At 58.8% G+C, this 19,848-nt stretch carries 19 protein-coding genes; 15 read left to right on the plus strand and 4 right to left on the minus strand.

Features of this window, described 5'->3' with window-relative positions:
• Positions 1–2 precede the first annotated feature (2 nt).
• From miaB to ACYVIA_RS13910, 13 genes are all read left to right on the plus strand, one after another.
• Complete coding sequence (miaB, locus tag ACYVIA_RS13850) at positions 3–1,343, plus strand: tRNA (N6-isopentenyl adenosine(37)-C2)-methylthiotransferase MiaB (protein ID WP_460841703.1); 1,341 nt, start codon at positions 3–5, stop codon at positions 1,341–1,343.
• 27 nt (positions 1,344–1,370) lie between these two features.
• The gene (locus tag ACYVIA_RS13855) at positions 1,371–2,414 is read left to right on the plus strand and encodes a PhoH family protein (RefSeq protein WP_460841705.1); all 1,044 of its coding nucleotides are present in this window, start codon (positions 1,371–1,373) and stop codon (positions 2,412–2,414) included.
• A complete protein-coding gene (ybeY, locus tag ACYVIA_RS13860; protein ID WP_460841707.1) occupies positions 2,398–2,856 on the plus strand; it encodes an rRNA maturation RNase YbeY in 459 nt (152 codons plus the stop codon). The genes ACYVIA_RS13855 and ybeY overlap by 17 nt, the downstream gene beginning before the upstream one ends.
• Before the next feature lie 87 nt (positions 2,857–2,943).
• Entirely contained in the window at positions 2,944–3,828 is an 885-nt protein-coding gene (locus tag ACYVIA_RS13865) for an HlyC/CorC family transporter (protein WP_460841708.1), read from the plus strand.
• Between the two features lie 105 nt (positions 3,829–3,933).
• Complete coding sequence (gene lnt / locus ACYVIA_RS13870; protein WP_460841710.1) at positions 3,934–5,472, plus strand: apolipoprotein N-acyltransferase; 1,539 nt, start codon at positions 3,934–3,936, stop codon at positions 5,470–5,472.
• A 69-nt stretch (positions 5,473–5,541) separates the two neighbouring features.
• Positions 5,542–6,453 (plus strand): glycine--tRNA ligase subunit alpha, encoded by a 912-nt coding sequence (gene glyQ / locus ACYVIA_RS13875; protein ID WP_460841712.1) that lies wholly within the window; start codon positions 5,542–5,544, stop codon positions 6,451–6,453.
• A 68-nt stretch (positions 6,454–6,521) separates the two neighbouring features.
• Entirely contained in the window at positions 6,522–8,606 is a 2,085-nt protein-coding gene (gene glyS, locus ACYVIA_RS13880) for a glycine--tRNA ligase subunit beta (protein WP_460841714.1), read from the plus strand.
• A gap of 37 nt (positions 8,607–8,643) precedes the next feature.
• Positions 8,644–9,204: a D-glycero-beta-D-manno-heptose 1,7-bisphosphate 7-phosphatase gene (gmhB, locus tag ACYVIA_RS13885; protein WP_460841716.1), complete on the plus strand. Its 561-nt coding sequence runs from the start codon at positions 8,644–8,646 to the stop codon at positions 9,202–9,204.
• Between the two features lie 34 nt (positions 9,205–9,238).
• Positions 9,239–10,024: a lysophospholipid acyltransferase family protein gene (locus ACYVIA_RS13890; RefSeq protein WP_460841718.1), complete on the plus strand. Its 786-nt coding sequence runs from the start codon at positions 9,239–9,241 to the stop codon at positions 10,022–10,024.
• Entirely contained in the window at positions 9,996–10,913 is a 918-nt protein-coding gene (locus tag ACYVIA_RS13895) for a M48 family metallopeptidase (protein WP_460841720.1), read from the plus strand. Before ACYVIA_RS13890 ends, ACYVIA_RS13895 begins: the two co-directional genes overlap by 29 nt.
• Positions 10,914–10,932: 19 nt before the next feature.
• A complete protein-coding gene (gene gloA, locus ACYVIA_RS13900) occupies positions 10,933–11,322 on the plus strand; it encodes a lactoylglutathione lyase (RefSeq protein WP_460841722.1) in 390 nt (129 codons plus the stop codon).
• Positions 11,323–11,369: 47 nt separating this feature from the next.
• Positions 11,370–11,945: a chromate transporter gene (locus ACYVIA_RS13905; RefSeq protein ID WP_460841724.1), complete on the plus strand. Its 576-nt coding sequence runs from the start codon at positions 11,370–11,372 to the stop codon at positions 11,943–11,945.
• Positions 11,942–12,526, plus strand: a complete 585-nt coding sequence (locus ACYVIA_RS13910) for a chromate transporter (protein ID WP_460841726.1) — start codon at positions 11,942–11,944, stop codon at positions 12,524–12,526. Before ACYVIA_RS13905 ends, ACYVIA_RS13910 begins: the two co-directional genes overlap by 4 nt.
• Positions 12,527–12,535: 9 nt before the next feature.
• On the opposite strand, the gene rsmA is transcribed toward ACYVIA_RS13910, so the two are convergent.
• From rsmA to ACYVIA_RS13930, 4 genes are read right to left on the minus strand one after another with little or no spacing between them, the layout of a single operon-like run.
• Entirely contained in the window at positions 12,536–13,303 is a 768-nt protein-coding gene (gene rsmA, locus ACYVIA_RS13915) for a 16S rRNA (adenine(1518)-N(6)/adenine(1519)-N(6))-dimethyltransferase RsmA (RefSeq protein ID WP_460841729.1), read from the minus strand.
• A 4-nt stretch (positions 13,304–13,307) separates the two neighbouring features.
• Positions 13,308–14,333 carry a 4-hydroxythreonine-4-phosphate dehydrogenase PdxA gene (gene pdxA / locus ACYVIA_RS13920; protein ID WP_460841731.1) on the minus strand — a complete coding sequence of 342 codons (1,026 nt, stop codon included), beginning with the start codon at positions 14,331–14,333 and terminating at the stop codon, positions 13,308–13,310.
• Entirely contained in the window at positions 14,323–15,726 is a 1,404-nt protein-coding gene (locus tag ACYVIA_RS13925) for a peptidylprolyl isomerase (protein ID WP_460841733.1), read from the minus strand. The genes pdxA and ACYVIA_RS13925 overlap by 11 nt, the downstream gene beginning before the upstream one ends.
• A 15-nt stretch (positions 15,727–15,741) precedes the next feature.
• A complete protein-coding gene (locus tag ACYVIA_RS13930) occupies positions 15,742–17,994 on the minus strand; it encodes an LPS-assembly protein LptD (RefSeq protein ID WP_460841735.1) in 2,253 nt (750 codons plus the stop codon).
• 89 nt (positions 17,995–18,083) lie between these two features.
• On the opposite strand from ACYVIA_RS13930, the gene ACYVIA_RS13935 reads away from it, so the two are divergent.
• Positions 18,084–19,109, plus strand: coding sequence for an aminoglycoside phosphotransferase family protein (locus tag ACYVIA_RS13935; protein WP_460841736.1), 1,026 nt, complete (start codon positions 18,084–18,086; stop codon positions 19,107–19,109).
• A 36-nt stretch (positions 19,110–19,145) separates the two neighbouring features.
• Positions 19,146–19,844 (plus strand): N-acetylmuramate alpha-1-phosphate uridylyltransferase MurU, encoded by a 699-nt coding sequence (murU, locus tag ACYVIA_RS13940; RefSeq protein WP_460841738.1) that lies wholly within the window; start codon positions 19,146–19,148, stop codon positions 19,842–19,844.
• Positions 19,845–19,848: the final 4 nt, after the last annotated feature.

Below are 19,848 nucleotides of genomic sequence, written 5' to 3' on the forward strand. Positions count from 1 at the left end.
AGATGCCCAAAAAAGTATTTATCAAGACCTTCGGCTGCCAGATGAACGAGTACGACTCGGACAAAATGGCAGACGTGCTCAATGCGGCCGAAGGCGTTGTCAAGGCGGAGACGCCGGAAGATGCCGACGTCATTCTGCTCAACACCTGTTCCGTGCGTGAAAAAGCCCAGGAGAAGGTATTTTCCGATCTCGGCCGCCTGCGTGAACTCAAGCGCACCAAACCGGACCTGGTAATCGGTGTCGGCGGCTGCGTCGCGTCGCAGGAAGGCGAGGCGATCGTCAAGCGCGCGCCGTATGTCGACGTCGTGTTCGGTCCGCAAACCCTGCACCGCCTGCCGGAATTGATCAGCCAGCGCCGCACAACAGGCCGCGCGCAAGTCGACATCAGCTTCCCGGAAATCGAAAAATTCGATCACCTGCCGCCGGCCCGCGTCGAAGGCGCGACGGCATTCGTATCGATCATGGAGGGTTGCAGCAAATACTGCAGCTACTGCGTCGTACCTTATACCCGTGGCGAAGAAGTGTCGCGCCGCTTCGATGACGTACTGACCGAAGTCGCCGGCCTCGCGGCGCAAGGCGTGAAGGAAGTGACGCTGCTCGGCCAGAACGTCAATGCCTATCGCGGTGCGATGGCTGACGGCGAAATTGCCGACTTCGCGCTTCTGATTGAATACGTCGCCGACATCCCGGGTATTGAGCGTATCCGCTTCACGACCAGCCATCCGAAGGAATTCACGCAGCGCCTCATCGACGCCTACGCCAAGGTGCCGAAGCTGGTCAACCACCTGCATTTGCCGGTGCAGCACGGCTCTGACCGTATCCTGATGACAATGAAGCGCGGCTATACCGTGCTGGAATACAAATCCGTGATCCGGCGGCTGCGCGAAGTGCGTCCTGACATCTCGATTGCGAGCGATTTCATCGTCGGCTTCCCCGGCGAGACCGAAGCGGATTTCAATGCAATGATGAAGCTGATTGACGACATCGGCTTTGACGCCAGTTTCAGCTTCGTGTTCAGCCCGCGCCCCGGCACGCCGGCCGCCAATCTGGAAGACGATACTCCGCAGGAGCTGAAGCTCAAGCGCTTGCAACATCTGCAGGCGGCGATCGAAGCGAATGCGCGAAAAATCAGCCAGGCGATGGTCGGCTCCACGCAACGCATCCTGGTGGAAGGCCCGTCGAAAAAGGACCCGCAGGAACTGCAAGGCCGCACAGAAAACAATCGTGTCGTCAATTTCCCCGGCGGCCCGCATGCGGCGCGCCTGATCGGGCAGATGATCGACGTGAAGATTGTGGATGACTACCACTATTCGCTGCGTGGCGAACTTGTCATCAAAGAGTGAATCTCAAGCGATACAACCCACTTCATTTTGAAAACAAAAATTCCCGCTCAACCACATCATTTCATCCCTGACCCGGTGGACAACACGCGCCTTGCGCACCTTTGCGGTCCGATGGATGAAAACCTCAGGCAAATATCCGCAGCGCTCGACGTGACCATCTTTCGCCGCGGCGAGAAGTTCGTCGTCAGCGGCAGCAATGCACCGCAAGCGGTGGAGTTGCTGGAGACGTTTTATGACATTGCGGACAAGCCGATTGCGGTAGAAGATGTACAACTGGCGGTCGTTGAAAAGCGGGCGCAACCGAAGAAAGGTTCTACAAAGAAAGATGCTGCAGCGCTGCCGGAAGTGGTCAACGAAGATGCCGAGGACGACAATACTGCACCTGCGCTGAAGACCCGCCGCAGCGACTTGCGGGGACGGACGCCGCATCAGAATCAATATCTCAAGGCAATTCTCGAGCACGACGTCACGTTTGGCGTGGGCCCCGCCGGTACCGGCAAGACCTATCTCGCCGTTGCCTGCGCTGTCGACGCACTGGAGCGCGATGCGGTCAAACGCATTGTCCTGACGCGGCCGGCTGTCGAAGCGGGTGAACGCCTCGGCTTCCTGCCCGGCGACCTGACACAGAAAGTCGATCCTTACCTTCGCCCCTTGTACGATGCGCTGTACGATCTGCTCGGCTTTGACCGCACGCAGAAGATGTTCGAGAAGCAAGTCATCGAAATCGCCCCGCTGGCCTACATGCGCGGCCGCACGCTGAACCATGCCTTCATCATCCTTGACGAAGCGCAGAACACCACGCCGGAACAGATGAAGATGTTCCTTACCCGCATCGGTTTTGGCAGCAAGGCCGTCGTCACCGGCGACGTGACGCAGATCGATTTGCAACGCACCCAGAAGAGCGGCCTGGTCGACGCCATCCACATCTTGAAGAAGGTACGCGGTATCGCGTTCACCCACTTCACCAGCGCAGACGTGGTGCGCCATCCCTTGGTTGCCCGCATCGTCGATGCCTATGATGCAGCCACTTCCGCTTCCAGCACCGCAGCCAGAAATGCCGCAAAAAAATAAGTTATCCCTCGCTGTTCAGTATCCGGATCCTCGCCTGAAAGAAACCATTACCCGCGACAAGTTGCGTCGCTGGGTGCAGGCTGCCTTGTTTGCCCCCGCCGAACTGACGATTCGCTTCGTCAACGCGGAAGAAGGCCAAACGCTCAACCGGGACTATCGCGGCAAGGACTACGCGACCAATGTGCTGACCTTCGCCTATACCGAGGATGAGGACAGCCCGGTGACACAGGCGGACATCATCCTCTGCACCGATGTCCTGCAGCGCGAAGCGGCGGAACAGAAGAAGACGCTTGAATCGCATGCCGCGCACCTGATCGTGCATGGCGTGCTGCATGCGCAAGGCTATGACCACGAGAGCGATGAGGATGCCACCGAAATGGAACAGCTCGAGATCGAGATTCTGGCTGACCTTGGCGAACCGAATCCCTACGCGGAAAGTTAGATTTTGAGCAATTTGCGGCGCCAGCTTTGAGGTTCGGCGCCCATTTGTTGTATGCTATACCCGACTCCAACAACGGCATCCCGCCATATGCAAGATCACCCTAGTGGTGCCAAATACTCTGACACCAAACCCCAGCGGTCCCTGTTTGAACGCCTGACCGCACTGATTTCCCCGGAACCTGAAAACCGCGCCGAACTGCTGGAAATCCTGCACGAAGCGCATGAGCGCAACCTGATCGACGCCGATGCGCTGTCGATGATCGAAGGCGTATTCCAGGTCTCCGATCTCTCCGCCCGCGACATCATGGTCCCTCGCTCACAAATGGATGTGATCGACCTGACCAAGCCGATCGAGGAGTGGATGCCGCTTGTGCTGAAGACAGCGCACTCGCGTTTCCCAGCGGTGGAAGGCGACCGCGACAAGGTCGTCGGCATCCTGCTGGCAAAGGACCTGCTGCGTCACTACGCAGATGAGGCGTTCGACGTACACGCCATGCTGCGCCCGGCGATCTTCATCCCGGAATCGAAGCATCTCAACGTGCTGCTGCGCGACTTCCGCGCCAACCGCAACCACATGGCGATCGTTGTCGATGAATACGGCGGGGTATCCGGACTGGTCACGATCGAGGATGTCCTCGAGCAGATCGTCGGCGATATCGAAGACGAGTACGACCTCGACGACGACGCGGATAATATCCTGCCGATCCGCGACAGCGGAAACAGGCTGCGCTGGCGCGTCAAGGCACTGACTGAAATCGAACAGTTCAATGAGATCCTCGGCACCGATTTTTCGGATGACGATGTCGATACGATCGGTGGCCTGGTCGCCAATCACCTCGGGCGTGTGCCGCACAAGGGAGACGTGTTCGACATCGGCAACATGCGCTTTGAAGTGCTGCGCGCCGACGCACGGCAAGTCCATGTGCTGATGGTAGAAAAGCTCTCCGAGCAAAGCCTCCAGGTTGCATCGTAATGTGGTGAATACGGGCCGGCAGCCCTCCTCCGCCGGCAACGTTTCCGACACGCTGCGCAGCCGGAATATTCAGGCTAGAACAAAAACCAGAAAAAGACCGACTGCGTGACTATTCGCCTTTCCCTATCCCGCTCCATTCTGTTCGCCCTTGCCGCCGGTGCGGCAAACGTGCTGGCATTTGCCCCCTTCGGCGCATGGCCGCTGCAGATTGCACTGCTGGCCCTGCTTTTCTGGCTCGTATTGCGTCAGGATTCGGTCCGTTACAGCGCATTCGTCGGCTGGGCCTATGGTTTCGGCTGGCTTGCTGCAGGCGTGCACTGGCTGTACATCAGCATGCACCGCTATGGTGGCTTGCCAAGCTGGATGGCGATCGTCGCTGTCGCTCTTCTGGCATCCGTATTGGGCGGGTTCGCCGCGCTTGCAATGGGAGGAAGCACCTGGCTCAGACAACGCTGGTCCGCCTCGGCAACCGTGGCAGCATTGCTGATTCTCCCCGCAATGTGGACGCTCGCAGAATGGTCGCGCGGATGGTTCCTGACCGGCTTCCCATGGGTGAGCTCGGGCTACGCCCATACCGAGGGACCGCTTGCCGGATTTGCACCGGTCATCGGCGTTTATGGCGTCGCGTGGGTGGCTGCGCTGATTGCGGGCTGCATCGCCCTGCTTCCGGCTCGAAAAATTCCCGTGAGTATCGCCGTCGTACTGCTTGCCTCAGGAGCAGGGCTGAATACGATTCACTGGACACAGCCCAGCGGCGCGCCGATCTCGGTACGCCTCCTGCAGGGCAATGTTCCGCAGGATCTGAAGTTCGAGCCGGAGCAGATCCAGACGACGCTCGGCCTGTACCACGACATGATCAAGGCCAAACCGGCGGACCTGATCGCCACGCCGGAAACCGCCATACCGCTCCTGTCCAGCCAGCTTCCACCGGACTATATGGGCCTGTTGTCGAACTTTGCGCAGAAGTCAAAGAGCCACCTGATGCTTGGCATCCCGATCAGTGACGGCCCGAGGCAGTATGCGAACAGCGCAATCGGCATCTCCCCATCCCCCGAAACAAAAACCTACCGCTACGACAAGCACCACCTGGTGCCTTTTGGCGAATTCATTCCCCTCGGCGCACGCTGGTTCGTTGACATGATGAAAATCCCGCTGGGCGACTTCACCCGTGGCAATCTGTTGCAAGAACCGTTTGCCGTGCGCGATCAATGGGTTCTGCCGAACATCTGCTATGAGGATCTGTTCGGGGAAGAAATCGCTGCGCAACTCGCCGGCGGCCGTGCTGCCGGCCGCCCGCAGGCAACCATCCTGCTGAACATGTCCAATATCGCGTGGTTCGGTGATTCGGTGGCGGTACCGCAACACCTGCAAATCTCTCAGATGCGCGCCATTGAAACCGGTCGCCCGATGCTGCGCGCCACGAATACCGGCGCCACTGCAGTCGTCGGGCCGAAGGGCGAAATCCTTGCACAGCTGCGTCCCTTCGAGTTCGGCGAGATATCGACCACGGTCCAAGGCTTCTCGGGGCTGACACCCTATGGCCAGTACGGCAACGCAGTGGTGGTTGGCCTGGCCTTTCTGACGCTCGGCGCCGCTTGGTTTTATAGCCGCCGCAATCCGCATAAGCCCATGAAAAACCGCTAAAATCTAGGGCTTTAGCGAATTTCCATCATTCATCCTCCGCCTGCTCACACAGCGGGAAGGCAAGCCACGATGCTGACATTTCAACAAGTAATCCTGAAGCTGCAAGAGTATTGGGACGCGCAAGGTTGCGCCCTGCTCCAACCCTACGACATGGAAGTCGGCGCCGGCACCTCGCACACCGCCACCTTCCTGCGCGCAATCGGTCCCGAGCCGTGGCGTGCCGCGTATGTGCAGCCGTCACGCCGCCCGAAGGACGGCCGCTACGGCGAGAACCCGAACCGCATGCAGCATTACTATCAGTACCAGGTCGTGCTGAAGCCTGCGCCGGAAAACATCCTCGACCTGTATCTCGGCTCGCTGGAAGCACTCGGGCTGAACCTGAAGCAGAACGACGTGCGCTTCGTCGAGGACGACTGGGAAAACCCGACGCTGGGCGCTTGGGGCTTGGGCTGGGAAGTGTGGCTGAACGGCATGGAAGTCACGCAGTTTACATACTTCCAGCAAGTCGGCGGCCTCGACTGCAAGCCGGTGCTCGGTGAGATTACGTATGGCATCGAACGCCTCGCAATGTACCTGCAAGGCGTGGAGAATGTGTATGACCTTGTCTGGACCGAATGGGAAGAGCATGGTGTGACCAAACGCCTGACATACGGCGACGTGTTCCACCAGAATGAAGTCGAGCAATCGACCTTCAACTTCGAGCATTCGAACACCGAATTCCTGTTCTCGCTATTTGGCAACTACGAAGCCGAAGCCAAGCGCCTGATGGAAGTGCCGCTGGCCTTGCCCGCCTACGAAATGATCCTGAAGGCAGCGCACACCTTCAACCTGCTCGATGCACGCGGCGCGATTTCCGTGACCGAGCGCGCTGCTTACATCGGCCGCATCCGCAACCTGTCGCGCTCCGTGGCGCAGGCGTATTTCGACTCGCGCGAGAAGCTGGGCTTCCCGATGTGCGGGGATGCGCGCAAGGCCGCCTGATAACCGGGCAACGTTTAACACCTCTACAGTCCCAGAATTCCCACCTGCAAGGGAACGACGACAAAAATATGAACCAGACACTGTTAGTCGAACTGCTCACCGAAGAACTGCCGCCGAAAGCGCTTGCCAAGCTGGGCGAAGCATTTGCTACCGGTATTTTCAACGGCCTGAAATCGCGCGATTTCGTCGAAGCCGATTCCGTTGCAACCGCTTATGCAACGCCGCGCCGCCTGGCCGTCTCGATCACCAAGGTGCGCGACGTATCGCCGGACAAGTCCATCCGTGAAAAAGTGCTGCCGGTCTCCGTCGCGCTCGACAAGGAAGGCAATCCGACGCCGCCGCTGGCGAAAAAGCTTGCCGCACTCGGCTTCCCCCACCTGAAACTGACGGACCTCGAACGTGCCTCCGACGGCAAGGCGGAGAGCTTCTTCTACACTTACACCGCACCGGGCTCTGCGCTGCACGGCGGTTTGCAGGCTGCATTGGAAGACACCTTGCCGAAGCTACCGATTCCGAAGGTGATGAGCTACCAGCGCCCGGATGGATCGACTGTGCAGTTCGTGCGACCTGCGCACAAGCTGATTGCACTGCATGGCAGCGACGTGGTGCCGGTGGCAGTCCTCGGCCTGTCGGCTGGACGTGCGACCCTCGGCCATCGCTTCCTGTCGCAACAGGACATCGCTATTGCCAATGCCGATTCGTATGCATCAACGCTGGAAGTGCAAGGCAAGGTCATTCCTTCGGTCATTGCACGCAAGGAGCGCATCCGTGCCTCGTTGCTGGAAAAAGCCGGCCATGACAAGGTACTGATGCCGGAATCCCTGCTCGACGAAGTCACCGCGCTGGTTGAATGGCCGGTCGTCTACGAATGCAAGTTCGAGGAGACTTTCCTGTCGGTGCCGCAGGAATGCCTGATCCTGACGATGCAGACAAACCAGAAGTACTTCGCCCTGACCGATACCCATGGCCGCCTGCGTTCGCGCTTTTTGATCGTGTCGAACCTGGAGACTGCAGATCCGCAGCACATCATCGGCGGCAACGAGCGCGTGGTACGCCCGCGCCTGTCCGACGCAAAATTCTTCTTCGAGCAGGACAAGAAAAAGAAGCTTGCAGACCGCCTGCCGGGATTGGCAAACGTCGTCTACCACAACAAGCTCGGCACGCAGGCTGCGCGCACCGAGCGCGTCCAAGCCTTGGCTGGCAAGATTGCAGCGAGCCTGAATGCCGACGTGAAGTTGGCCGAACGTGGCGCATTGCTGGCCAAAGCCGACCTGCTGACCGACATGGTCGGCGAGTTCCCGGAGTTGCAGGGCATCATGGGCACTTACTATGCGCGCCATGACGGCGAGCACGAAGAAGTTGCATTGGCTGCATCCGAGCATTACCAACCGCGCTTCGCCGGTGATGCGTTGCCGTCCACGCAGACCGGCACTGTCGTTGCTCTGGCAGACAAACTCGAAACACTGGTCGGCATCTGGGGCATCGGCTTGCAGCCGACCGGAGACAAGGATCCTTTTGCGCTGCGCCGCCATGCACTCGGCGTGCTGCGCATGCTGGTGGAAAAGCGCCTGCCGCTGTCGCTGAATGCCTTGCTGCAGGATGCAGCAACACTGTTTTCCGGCAATGCGAACTTCAAGGACTCTACCGCCGAAGTCACGAACTTCATGCTGGACCGCCTGCGCGGCCTGCTGCGTGAGCGCGGTTTTGCACCGAACGAGATCGAAGCCGTCGTCGCGCAGAATCCGGACCGCCTGGACAACATCATCGAGCGGCTCGATGCAGTCAAGGCATTCGCCGCGCTGCCCGAATCCGAATCGCTTGCTGCCGCCAACAAGCGCATCACCAATATCCTGAAGAAGGCCGAAGCCGCGGGTGTGGCAGTGCAACAAGGCCTGCTGAAAGAATCGGCTGAAGAAGGCCTGTATTCCGCGATGACCCAGCTGAAGCCGCAAGTCGATGCCGCCTTCGCAAAAGGCGACTTTACCGGCACCCTGAAAACGCTGGCGCATCTGCGCGACAACGTCGACGCCTTCTTCAATGACGTGATGGTGATGGCCGAGGACGAACAGTTGCGCAATAACCGCATTGCATTGTTATCTGACCTGCACGGCATGATGAACCGGGTGGCCGATATTTCGAAGCTCGCTGTTTAAGTTTTGGACTGGCATGAACCTGAAGATGGATTCGACCATGAAGCTGATCATCCTGGACCGGGACGGCGTCATCAATCACGACTCCGACCAATTCATCAAGTCCCCGGACGAATGGGTGCCGATCCCTGGCTCGCTTGAGGCCATTGCCCGCCTCAACCAGGCTGGTTACCGCGTGATCGTGTCAACCAACCAGTCAGGCATTGCACGCGGCCTGTTCAATATCGTCACGCTCAATGCCATCCACCAGAAGATGCATACGGCGGCGCAGCGTGTTGGCGCCGATATCGATGCCATCTTCTTCTGTCCCCATGCGGCGGATGACAATTGCGATTGCCGCAAACCTAAACCCGGCATGCTGCAGGAGATTGCAAAGCGTTTCGACATCAGCCTCAAAGGTGTGCCGACCGTCGGCGACTCCCTGCGCGACCTGCAGGCCGGCTTTGTTACGGGATGCACTCCCTATCTGGTCTTGACCGGCAAAGGCGAAAAGACCCGCACCAAAGGCGGCCTTCCTCCCGGCACGACGGTGCACAAGGACCTGGCCGCCGTCGTGGACCATCTCTTGAAAGCGGACGCAGACGTGCCCGCAGCAGCGTGAATCCGCGCCCCCCTTATTTATTTCTGGAGATTCGATGTCTAGCATCACCTTGTTCCTGCGTTCACTGCTGTTTGTCTCGCTGACAATCATCGCAACACTGATTTGGGTGCCGCTGTGCTTCCTGGTGGCGCCACTGCCCTACAATCAACGCTATCGCTTCACCTCCTGCTGGAACCGGTTCGTCATCTGGGCCTGCAAGGTTATCTGCGGCGTACGCTACGAAATCAAGGGTTGGGAAAACCTGCCGGATGCGCCGGTAATTCTGCTGTCGAAGCATCAGTCTGCGTGGGAAACCATCTTCTACCTGTACGCGATGCCGCGCCCGCTGGTCTATGTGTTCAAGAAAGAGCTTCTGTATATCCCGTTCTTCGGATGGGGCCTCGCCCTGCTGCGCATGATCCCGATCGACCGCAGCAAGAGCAGGGACGCCTTTGCGCATGTGGTTGAACAAGGCAGAAGACGTCTCGCCGGTGGCCAGTGGATCATCATGTTCCCGGAAGGGACGCGTTCGCTTGTTGGGAAAAAAGGCAAGTACAAGGGCGGCGGTACACGCCTCGCGATTGAAACCAATACCCTCGTGGTTCCCATGGCGGTCAATGCTGGTGAGTGCTGGCCCAAGAATTCCTTCATCAAGAAACCGGGGCTGATTACGGTCTCGATCGGCAAGCCGATCTCGCCGGAAGGCCTGACTTCGGCCGAGCTGCTTCAGAAGGTTGAAAATTGGATAGAATCGGAAATGCGCGTGATTTCATCACCCGGCATCTACTCCAAAGAACACATCCCCGACGCCATTGAAGCTGCTTCGCCAGACTCCGCCTGATCCGCAACAGCTTGCATTGCAGCTGGATTTCTTCGCGCCTGAAACCTCTGCGCAGCCTGCAGGCGACCTCCCGGCACCGCGTCACGTGCCGGGAACAAATCCAGCAGGACACAGCGAACCGCTGTATTTGCAGCCGTCCCCTCCCAACCCCAGTGAAGCACACCCCGGACGCCGCCGCGTCCATCTGCGTGACCTGATCCTGGATTACCGCCTGTTGCGCTCCAAGCGCCGCTCGATCGGATTCCTCATCGATGAAGACGGCCTGCGCATTACCGCACCAAGATGGGTTCCGATTGCCGAAATTGAAAATGCGATCCGGGAGAAGCAGCGCTGGATCCTGACCAAGCTGAACGAACGCCGCGAGCGTTCGGCGCGCCGCCTGCAGCCGCATATGCAATGGCGCGACGGGGCGACACTCCCGTATCTCGGCACTGATATCACGCTGCGCATTCTTGCTGCGCAGTCGATCGGCATCATGTATGACGCCGATCTGCGTGAACTGAGGGTCAGCCTCCCGCCCGACGCAGCGGAACAACAACTGAAGGACCGGGTGCAAGGATGGCTGCAGCTCGAAGCGAAACGCATCTTCGCTGAACGCCTGCCGGTGTATGCCGAAAAACTTGGCGTCAGCTACCGCTCCTTCGCATTGTCCTCAGCCAGCACGCAATGGGGATCTTGCACGGTTGAAGGCAAGATCCGACTGAACTGGCGGCTGATCCACTTTGCGTTACCGATGATCGACTATGTCGTTGCGCACGAGCTGTCGCATCTGCGTGAAATGAATCACAGCCCGCGCTTCTGGGCAACGGTGCAATCGGTGTTCCCTGAATTCCAGGCGGCCAGAAAGGTCCTGCGCGAGAACGGACCGGAATTGCTCCCACTCTTCTGAACCAGAAAAGGAAACAATCATGCGTATTCTTCACACCATGCTGCGGGTCGGCGACCTGCAACGCTCCATCGACTTTTACACCAAGGTGCTCGGCATGAAACTGCTCCGCACCACCGACCGCCCCGAGCAACAATACACACTCGCGTTTGTCGGCTACGGTACGAATCCGGACCATGCGGAGCTTGAACTGACCTACAACTACGGCGTCGACAAGTACGAACTCGGCACGGCCTACGGCCATATCGCCATTGCGGTGGAAGATGCGTACAAAACCTGCGAACAGGTCAAGGCAGAGGGCGGCGTTGTTACACGTGAAGCCGGCCCCGTCAAAGGTGGCAGCACCGTGATCGCCTTCGTGCAGGATCCTGACGGCTACAAGATCGAGCTGATCGAGCGCGCATCCGCTTGACCGACGCTGCCCGCCTGAGGGCCTGATTTATCCATGCAGACTGCTTCATGACTTCCCCCGTTCCGCAAAACCGGCCGCGGCCGCAATCCCTCACCGACCTGTTCCTGTCCTTCACGTTGCTGGCCCTGCAAGGCTTCGGTGGCGTGCTGGCCATCGTGCAGCACGAGCTGGTCGAGAAGAAGCGCTGGATGACGCGCGAAGAGTTTGTGGAGGAATGGGCAGTCGCGCAAATCATGCCGGGGCCGAATGTCGTCAATTTGTCATTAATGATCGGCGGTCGTTATTTTGGCCTGCCCGGCGCACTTGCTGCACTGGCCGGCATGCTGACCCTGCCGCTGGTGATCGTGTTGCTGTTGACCTTGGTGTATGCGCAGTACGCCGATCTTCCCGGGCTCGCCGGTGCCTTGCGGGGCATGGGCGCCGTGGCGGCTGGCCTGATTACCGCTGCGGGGCTGAGGTCGCTGAGCACGCTCAAGGCCAACCCGCTTGGCTTGCCTGCCTGCATCGCATTCTGCATCGCCAGTTTCGCAGCAATCGCGCTGTTTCGCTTGCCGCTCCTCTACGTTCTTCCGGTACTCGGCGGTGTGGCTTGCTTACTTGCCTATCGCAAGCTCAAAGCATGAATCCGGAACTTGGCATCAACATGGAGTGGGGCGACTGGCTGCATCTGTTCACGCAGTATCTTTCGCTGTCACTGCTCTCCGTTGGCGGCGCGATCTCGACAGCACCGGAGATGCACCGCTATCTTGTCGATGAGCAGCGCTGGCTGACGGATCCACAATTCAATGCATCGATTGCGATTGCGCAGGCGGCTCCCGGTCCGAACATCTTGTTTGTCGCATTGATGGGGTGGCAAGTTGGCCTTAACAGCGGCAGCATCACGATGGCAATGTTCGGCGTGCTGGTTACGATGTTCGGCATCCTGTTGCCCAGCACGACATTGACGTTCATCGCGGCACAATGGGGGCACCGCAATCGCAGCCTGCGTGCGGTGCGCGCATTCAAACTGGGCATGTCGCCGATCGTGATCGGTTTGCTGATCTCTACCGGCTGGATCCTGACCAGTGCCAACAACGACCTCCACAGCGACTGGCGCCTGTGGCTGCTGACTTTGGTTTCCGCGATCATTGTCTGGCGCACCAGACTGCATCTGCTGTGGCTACTCGGTGCAGGTGCGCTGCTGGGGTGGTTCGGACTGGTTTAGTTGGCCGGATCAAAGCCGATTCGCGAGCGCAACGAACTGCTCCACCGGCACGGCTTCCGGTCGCGCTTGCGGATCAATACCGGCATCGAGCAGGTCGCTCTCACTGAACATGCCGGCAACGCAATTCCGGATTACCTTGCGTCGCTGCGAGAAGGCCTTTGTCACGACCTTTTCCAGCTTTCCTGCATCGCATGGCAGCGGCTGCGCAATCGGGATCATGCGGACAATGGCGGAATCGACTTGTGGCGGCGGGTCGAATGCTGTGGGCGGCACGATGAAGAGTAAATCCATGTGATAGCGCCATTGCAGCATGACAGACAGACGGCCGTATGCTTTGCCGCCTGGTTCCGCCACCATGCGCTCGACCACTTCCTTTTGCAGCATGAAATGCTGGTCATGCACTTGCGGAGCGATCTGTGCCAGATGAAACAGCAGCGGACTGGAAATGTTATACGGCAAGTTGCCAACGACTCGCAGCTTGCGTTCCGGCGGCACCGGAATTGATGCGAAATCGAATTGCAGCGCGTCACCTTCATGAATGATCAGGCGAGCCGGGTCGAAATTCTTCTTGAGCCGCGCAACCAGGTCCCGGTCGAGTTCCACCACGTGGAGCTGCTTGAGCGAATCCAGCAACAGGCGCGTCATCGCGGCAAGGCCGGGGCCGATCTCGACCATCACATCATCCGGCTGCGGATCAATGGCGCGGATGATGTCGTACAGCACCGACTGATCGGTCAGGAAGTTCTGGCCGAAGCGTTTGCGGGGAATGTGTTTCATTGAGTCAGTTCGCTTGTGAAGACGCCGCAGCCATCTGTGCTGCAACGCGGATCGCCTCGATCATGCTGCCATGATCGGCACGTCCGAGACCCGCAGCGGCAAGGTCGAGTGCAGTGCCATGATCGACGGAGGTGCGGATGATCGGCAAGCCGAGCGTAATATTGACGCCACGTCCAAAGCTTGCATGCTTCAATACCGGCAGCCCCTGGTCGTGGTACATCGCCAGTACGCAATCGGCATGCTTCAGGTACTTGGGCTGGAACAGTGTGTCGGCGGGATAGGGCCCCGTGGCATCAATGCCTTTCGCCTGAGCTGCTTGCAGCACAGGCGTGATGACGTCGATCTCTTCACGCCCGAGATATCCGCCCTCCCCTGCGTGCGGATTCAGGCCGGTGACCAGTATGCGCGGCTCGGACAGTCCGAACTTCTGCCGCAGATCCTGATGCACGATCTCGATCGTGCGCATGAGCCCATCAACGGTAATCGCGGCCGGCACATCCTTCAAGGGCAAATGGGTAGTCGCCAGCGCGACACGCAGCAAGGGATCGCCGCCGGCGAGCATCATCACGACCTGTGCGGTTCCGGTCTTTTCGGCCAGGTATTCGGTGTGCCCGGTAAAGTGCACTCCGGCGTCATTGATCGTGCTCTTTTGCAGAGGCGCAGTCACGATGGCATCAAACTTCTTTTCCACCGCTCCGCGGATGGCAACGTCCAGCGTCTGCAACACGGCACGCCCGTTACGGGTATCGAGCTTGCCGGGAATCGCAGGCTCGGCCAGCGGACAATCGATAACCGGGACTTGACCAATCGGAAGCTGCGGCAGGCCGCTGTTGCGCAGCGCGAGAGTGGAAATGGCGACGAGCCGGATGGCAGGGTCAATTTCTGATGCTGTTACTGACAGCAATGCTGCGTCGCCAATCAACACGCTGTTGACGCTGCTTCGCAACTCCCATGCCGCCTCGATCGAAATCTCCGGGCCAATTCCGGCCGGCTCGCCACAGGTAATGGCAATGGTAGGTCTAGCGCGCATCGCCGATATCAAAACGGTACTCGACATAGGCACGATCCCGCAGCTGGCGCAACCAGTCCTGTGTCGCCTCTTCCAGCTTGCGTTCGCGAATCGCCTGGCGCGCAATCATTCGCTGGCGCTCCTGTGAAACATCATCCTGCTTGCGTTCCAGCACCTGAATCAGGTGGAATCCGAAGGGCGACTCGATAGGTTCGCTGACCTGCCCCGGCTGCAAGGCATCCATTGCACGCTCGAATTCCGGCACCGTATCGCCTGGGTAAATCCATCCAAGATCGCCACCCTTTGAGGCGGACATGTCATTGGAGAACAACTTCGCCAGCTCCTCGAACTTTGCCGCATTGTTATCCAGGCGCTGCTTCAATTCGGTCAGCTTGCGCTTCGCGTCCGCCGGTGTCACGAACTGGTTAGTCTTGATCAGGATATGACGCACATGTGTCTGCTGCACCGATGTCGGCGCCCCGGTCTTGAGCACACTGGCGCTGCGCTTGCCTGCCAGCTTCAGGATGTGGAAGCCGTTCGCGCTTTTGACGATCGGTGAGATGTCGCCCTGTTTCATGTTGGCGATCGTGTCTAGAAACAGCTGCGGCAGGCGATCCTGACCACGCCATCCGAGGTCGCCGCCGCGAAGCGCATCGGTTGCATCCGAATAGGTCGCGGCCAGCTTGGCGAAGTCCCCGCCAGCCTGCAATTCCTGATACGCCGCCTCTGCACGCTTGCGCCGCTCGGCAATCTGTTCTGCCGTGGCATTCTCAGGAATGCGCACCAGGATGTGCGAGACATTGAATTCCTGCTGGGCCTGTGCCGAGTTCTTTTCGGCCGCGAGGTAATTGTCGACTTCGGATTCGGTGATCTGGATCTTGTTGTCGACTTCCCGCTCGCGCAGACGCTGCATGGTGATCTCTTCGCGAATCTCCTCGCGAAACTGCGCAAATGACGTTCCCTCCCGCTCCAGTTCGGCACGGAACTGCTGCATCGACATCTTGTTCTGTTCCGCGATGCGCGCGATCGCACGGTCTAGCATGGTATCGTCAACGCGGATGCCATATTCTCTTGCCAGCTGCATTTGCGCGCGATCGACGATCATGCGCTCGAGCAGCTGACGCTGGAACTCGGCCTGCGGCGGCAATGCAATCCCCTGGTTCCGCATGCGCCGCTCCACCATCCGCAGGCGATCCACAAGTTCCTGGCGAGTAATTACTTCATTGTTCACCACCGCGATGATCGCGTCGGCGAGATAGATACGCGGTGCCTGCTGTGCGGCGGGAGCTGCGGCATTCGTCCCTTGCGCATGGACCTGCTGCACTGTACTCACACCTGCGCATACCAGTAGCACTGCAAGCCGGATGCTCCGAACGGAAGTCCTCGCGATACGCGTAGTCTGGGAAATAGTCATGGATAACGTGCTTCGTTAAGGATTACTGGGTTGGTTGATCAGCTGGTAGCCGGGAATGTTGGCACGCAGCGCATCAAGCGGATTTGAACCAAGACGGGTGAGCCCGTTCAGCTCCAGCTGGAAGAAGAGCGATGTTGTTGCCTCGCCGGCAGCTGTCGGCGTACGTTGGCCGACAACGCGGAATACCCAGCAGTCCGCCTTGTATTCGACGCCGAGCAGACCTTCCGCAACCTTGCTGTCACGAAGCGAGTAATTCACGCGGCCGACGCCATACCAGCGCCGTGCGAAGGGCCATTGCGCCGATACGTCAAACTGCCTCAGGTCTTCAGGCCGGATTACGCCCGTTCTCTGATCCAGCTGAAGCACGTTGGTATCGCGCCTGTATTGCACGTTCAGTACGCGCATAGGCGCAGGTTGCCAGCGGACGCCAAAATTGGAGCGACGCATCGAGTTCAATGTCTGACTGTATTGCAAGTTGGAGTCCACGCTGAATGCGCGCGTGATTCGCCCATAGGCCGACATCAATATGTCAGAGCGGCTTTCATTGGTTGCCGCCACACGTTCCCTGCCTGACCCGGTAAAGTCGAAGCGCTGCCCGATGGCAAAACGCATGCGCTCCTCGCCACTGGGTTCGATATAACGGGAAATCAATGCCGCAGTGACCTGGTTTGCGTCGCTGATACGGTCGTGGCCGACAAAGCGATTCTCGCTGAAGAGCTGTGCGAAGTTCAGGTCCGCGAGGCCTGTATCGAAGATGGGAAATTCCGACTGATCGCGGTACGGCGTGTACACATAAAAGAGACGTGGCTCGAGGGTCTGCGTCATTGCATTGCCGAAGAACTGCGCGTCCCGCTCGAAGACCATGCCGCTGTCCACCGAGAATGTCGGAACAGTGCGCGTCAAGCTCGTGGACTCACCTGTCGGTCGGTTCTCGAGGCTATACGTGCTGGCATGGAACGCAATCTTGGGCGTCACGAAATAGCCGGGGCGAATGATCGGATAGGCGATCCTCGGATTGACAACAAAGCGCTCGCCACGGGGAAGTACTGCATTCGGATGCCAAAAGCGCGTGAGATCGGAATCGACGTTCCAGTCGAAACCATAAACATCCTGTCGTGCTGCGTAAAAAGCCAGCTGTGGCAGGCGGTCATGGGGTCTGCCAATCTGGTATGCCGGATTCGGATCCTGCAACACCTGGTAATTGGACGCGCGCAGAGTCGCTCCCCAAAAACTGCTGCCGTATGACAGCGACATATCGCGCAACAACAACCTTTGCGACGCAGTCGTGATGGTCCGCGCAAAGTCGCTCGGGTAATCATCATCCGATGCGCTATTCAGATTCCATGCATAGGTCCAGCCCGGCGCGAGCGTCTGCGTATGTATGGAGGAAATCGCATACCGGTCGGTGTGCGTCTGCTGGTCGTCGAACAGTGCCTCGACGCTGGTCTGACCGGTATAAGTTTCACCCAGATACCGCCCCTCAGCACCGAGCTGCACGCCCCTTCGGGCATACAGTTTGGGGAAAAGCGTCAAATCCCGGTTGGGCGCGATATTCCAGTAATAAGGAACAGTAACTTCAAGCCCGTTCTTGTTGGTAGTGCCGATGGTCGGTGGAAGAAAACCGCTCTTGCGCGCCTCCGACAACGGGAACGACATCGCCGGCGTCGCCAGAATCGGCACGTCCTTGAAATACACCAGCGTCTTTTGGGCAAAGCCCTCCTCGCGGGCCGCATCCAGGTTCAGCTTGCTCGACTTCAGGTACCAGTCCGGGTCCGGTCCTTCACAGGTGCTGTAAGACCCCTCGTATACGGTGGCACGGTCTTCCCCTTCGAAGACAATCCGGTCTGCGCTTCCTTGCGCGTTATTGGTTTCCAGATGATAGGTGGGATGCAAAACATATCCCTCCTGCGCTTCAACCTTGAGTTTCAGCTCATCGCCGGTATAGGTATCGCCGGAGCGGCGGATTCGCACATTGCCGACAGCCTCCACCTCGTCGTCCACGATGCGATAGGTTGCCTTGTCGGCATTGATCGTCATCGGACCACGCGTGATCTCGACATCGCGCTCAAGGTTCAGCTCCCGGTCGGGCCGGCCTGTCATTTGCTCCGCACTGGCTGTCGCAGGAGCACTCTTCTCATCCTCCTTGGCACGCTTGTCCTCTGTGTTTGCCTGCGCCGAAACCATCGTGGGCAAAGACGCCGCCGTCAGGAGAGCGGTAAGGGTGCGCAGTAAACGTTGCGATGGGGGAAATCCGGAAAAGCGGCTCATGAAAAGAAGGGTCGCTGGCGCTTTTTTGAGTTGAATCCCTTATTATATGGGAACTCATCTCCCGTTAACCGGATTGTCCAGGTAGTTTCATGTCGTCACCCGCATCCCAAGATCTTCGTTTAATCCAGTTGCAAGAATGGCTTGCCAATGTGCCCGCCAACCCCGTTTTGCCGGAGTCGATTCGGCCAGCATCATCGGATGCAAGCTTCCGTCGCTATTTCCGTGTTGACTCTCCCGATGGCGGCACCTACATTGCGATGGACGCGCCGCCACCGAATGAAGACGTCCGACCTTTTCTTCATGTCGCCGATGTGTTCGGGCAGACGGGCGTTTCGGTACCAAAGATCCTGGCGCAAGACGTCGAGCGCGGCTTCCTGCTGCTGACTGACCTGGGATCGACCACGTATCTGCATCATCTGAACAATGACAGCGCGCACAAGCTCTACCTCGATGCGATTGACGCGCTGGTTCTGATTCAGGCACAAAGCAAGCCGGATGTACTGCCGGAGTATGACCGCGCGCTGCTGCATCGCGAGCTGATGCTGTTCCCGGATTGGTATGTCGGCAAACATCTCGGACTGACATTGTCAGACAAGCAAACAGAAGAACTGAACAAGGTTTTCGAAGTCCTCCTGGCAAATAACCTGGCGCAACCGCAAGTCTACGTGCATCGTGATTACCATTCGCGCAATCTGATGGTCCTGCCCAACGGAAATCCAGGGATTCTCGATTTCCAGGATGCGGTTTACGGGCCGATCACGTATGACCTCGTCTCGCTGCTGCGCGACGCGTATATCCAGTGGGACGAAGAAATGGTTCTCGACTGGGCGATTCGCTACTGGGAGCGCGCCAAGCGTGCCGGCCTGCCGGTGAACCCGGACATCGACGCCTTCTATCGCGATTTCGAGTTCATGGGCCTGCAGCGGCACCTGAAAGTGCTTGGCATTTTCGCCCGGCTGTACCACCGCGACGGCAAAGACGCCTATCTGAAAGACATGCCGCTGGTGATGGAATATACCCGCAAGGCGGCCGGCCGCTACAAGCTGCTCTCCCCCCTGATTCGCCTGCTCGACGAACTGGAAGAAAAAGGGCCCCAGGTCGGGTTTACTTTCTGACGAGGCGAGAAAACCGCACACTGGAAGATCAGCACAATGAAAGCCATGATTTTCGCTGCGGGACGTGGCGAGCGAATGCGCCCCCTGACTGACAGCTGCCCCAAGCCACTGCTGAAAGTGCGCGGCCGGCCGCTCATCGTCTGGCACATCTTGAATCTCGTGCGCGCCGGCATCAAAGATATCGTGATCAACCATGCCCACCTCGGCCACATGATCGAGGAAGCGCTGGGCGACGGTTCCAGGTTCGGCGCCAACATTGCCTATTCGGCAGAAGGCACCGCGCTGGAAACCGCCGGCGGCATCGCAAAGGCAAGGCATCTGCTGGGTGAAGATCCCTTCGTGGCAATTGCGGCAGATATCTACTGCCCGCATTTTGATTTCGAGCAGGTCAAGGAAGCACTGCAGGATAACGACATGTGGGGCAATCCCCATCCGGTCGACAAGCGCGATGTGGCATGGCTGTATCTGGTCAAAAATCCGGCACACCACCCCAAAGGCGATTTCGCACTCAACAGCTTCTCGGTCGCTAACGAAGGCGAACCGCGCTATACCTTCTCCGGCATCGGCGTCTATCGCATCGGAATGTTCGACTCCGTCAAGCCGGGCCAATCGGCGCAACTTGCCCCCATCCTGCGGGAATATGCGGCACGCGGACAAGTCGGCGGTGAGATATATCGCGGCGACTGGACCGACGTCGGAACGCCCCAAAGGCTGGCACAACTGAACGGCGAATAAAGGA

The organism is Noviherbaspirillum agri (assembly GCF_054780595.1).

Excerpts from the sequence above, each read along its gene's own strand:
- miaB (WP_460841703.1), top strand. The coding sequence starts at position 3 with ATGCCCAAAAAAGTATTTATCAAGACCTTCGGCTGCCAGATGAACGAG.
- ybeY (WP_460841707.1), top strand. The coding sequence starts at position 2,398 with ATGCCGCAAAAAAATAAGTTATCCCTCGCTGTTCAGTATCCGGATCCT.
- ACYVIA_RS13865 (WP_460841708.1), top strand. The coding sequence starts at position 2,944 with ATGCAAGATCACCCTAGTGGTGCCAAATACTCTGACACCAAACCCCAG.
- glyQ (WP_460841712.1), top strand. The coding sequence starts at position 5,542 with ATGCTGACATTTCAACAAGTAATCCTGAAGCTGCAAGAGTATTGGGAC.
- glyS (WP_460841714.1), top strand. The coding sequence starts at position 6,522 with ATGAACCAGACACTGTTAGTCGAACTGCTCACCGAAGAACTGCCGCCG.
- gmhB (WP_460841716.1), top strand. The coding sequence starts at position 8,644 with ATGAAGCTGATCATCCTGGACCGGGACGGCGTCATCAATCACGACTCC.
- ACYVIA_RS13890 (WP_460841718.1), top strand. The coding sequence starts at position 9,239 with ATGTCTAGCATCACCTTGTTCCTGCGTTCACTGCTGTTTGTCTCGCTG.
- gloA (WP_460841722.1), top strand. The coding sequence starts at position 10,933 with ATGCGTATTCTTCACACCATGCTGCGGGTCGGCGACCTGCAACGCTCC.
- ACYVIA_RS13905 (WP_460841724.1), top strand. The coding sequence starts at position 11,370 with ATGACTTCCCCCGTTCCGCAAAACCGGCCGCGGCCGCAATCCCTCACC.
- ACYVIA_RS13910 (WP_460841726.1), top strand. The coding sequence starts at position 11,942 with ATGAATCCGGAACTTGGCATCAACATGGAGTGGGGCGACTGGCTGCAT.
- rsmA (WP_460841729.1), bottom strand. The coding sequence starts at position 13,303 with ATGAAACACATTCCCCGCAAACGCTTCGGCCAGAACTTCCTGACCGAT.
- pdxA (WP_460841731.1), bottom strand. The coding sequence starts at position 14,333 with ATGCGCGCTAGACCTACCATTGCCATTACCTGTGGCGAGCCGGCCGGA.
- ACYVIA_RS13925 (WP_460841733.1), bottom strand. The coding sequence starts at position 15,726 with ATGACTATTTCCCAGACTACGCGTATCGCGAGGACTTCCGTTCGGAGC.
- ACYVIA_RS13930 (WP_460841735.1), bottom strand. The coding sequence starts at position 17,994 with ATGAGCCGCTTTTCCGGATTTCCCCCATCGCAACGTTTACTGCGCACC.
- ACYVIA_RS13935 (WP_460841736.1), top strand. The coding sequence starts at position 18,084 with ATGTCGTCACCCGCATCCCAAGATCTTCGTTTAATCCAGTTGCAAGAA.
- murU (WP_460841738.1), top strand. The coding sequence starts at position 19,146 with ATGAAAGCCATGATTTTCGCTGCGGGACGTGGCGAGCGAATGCGCCCC.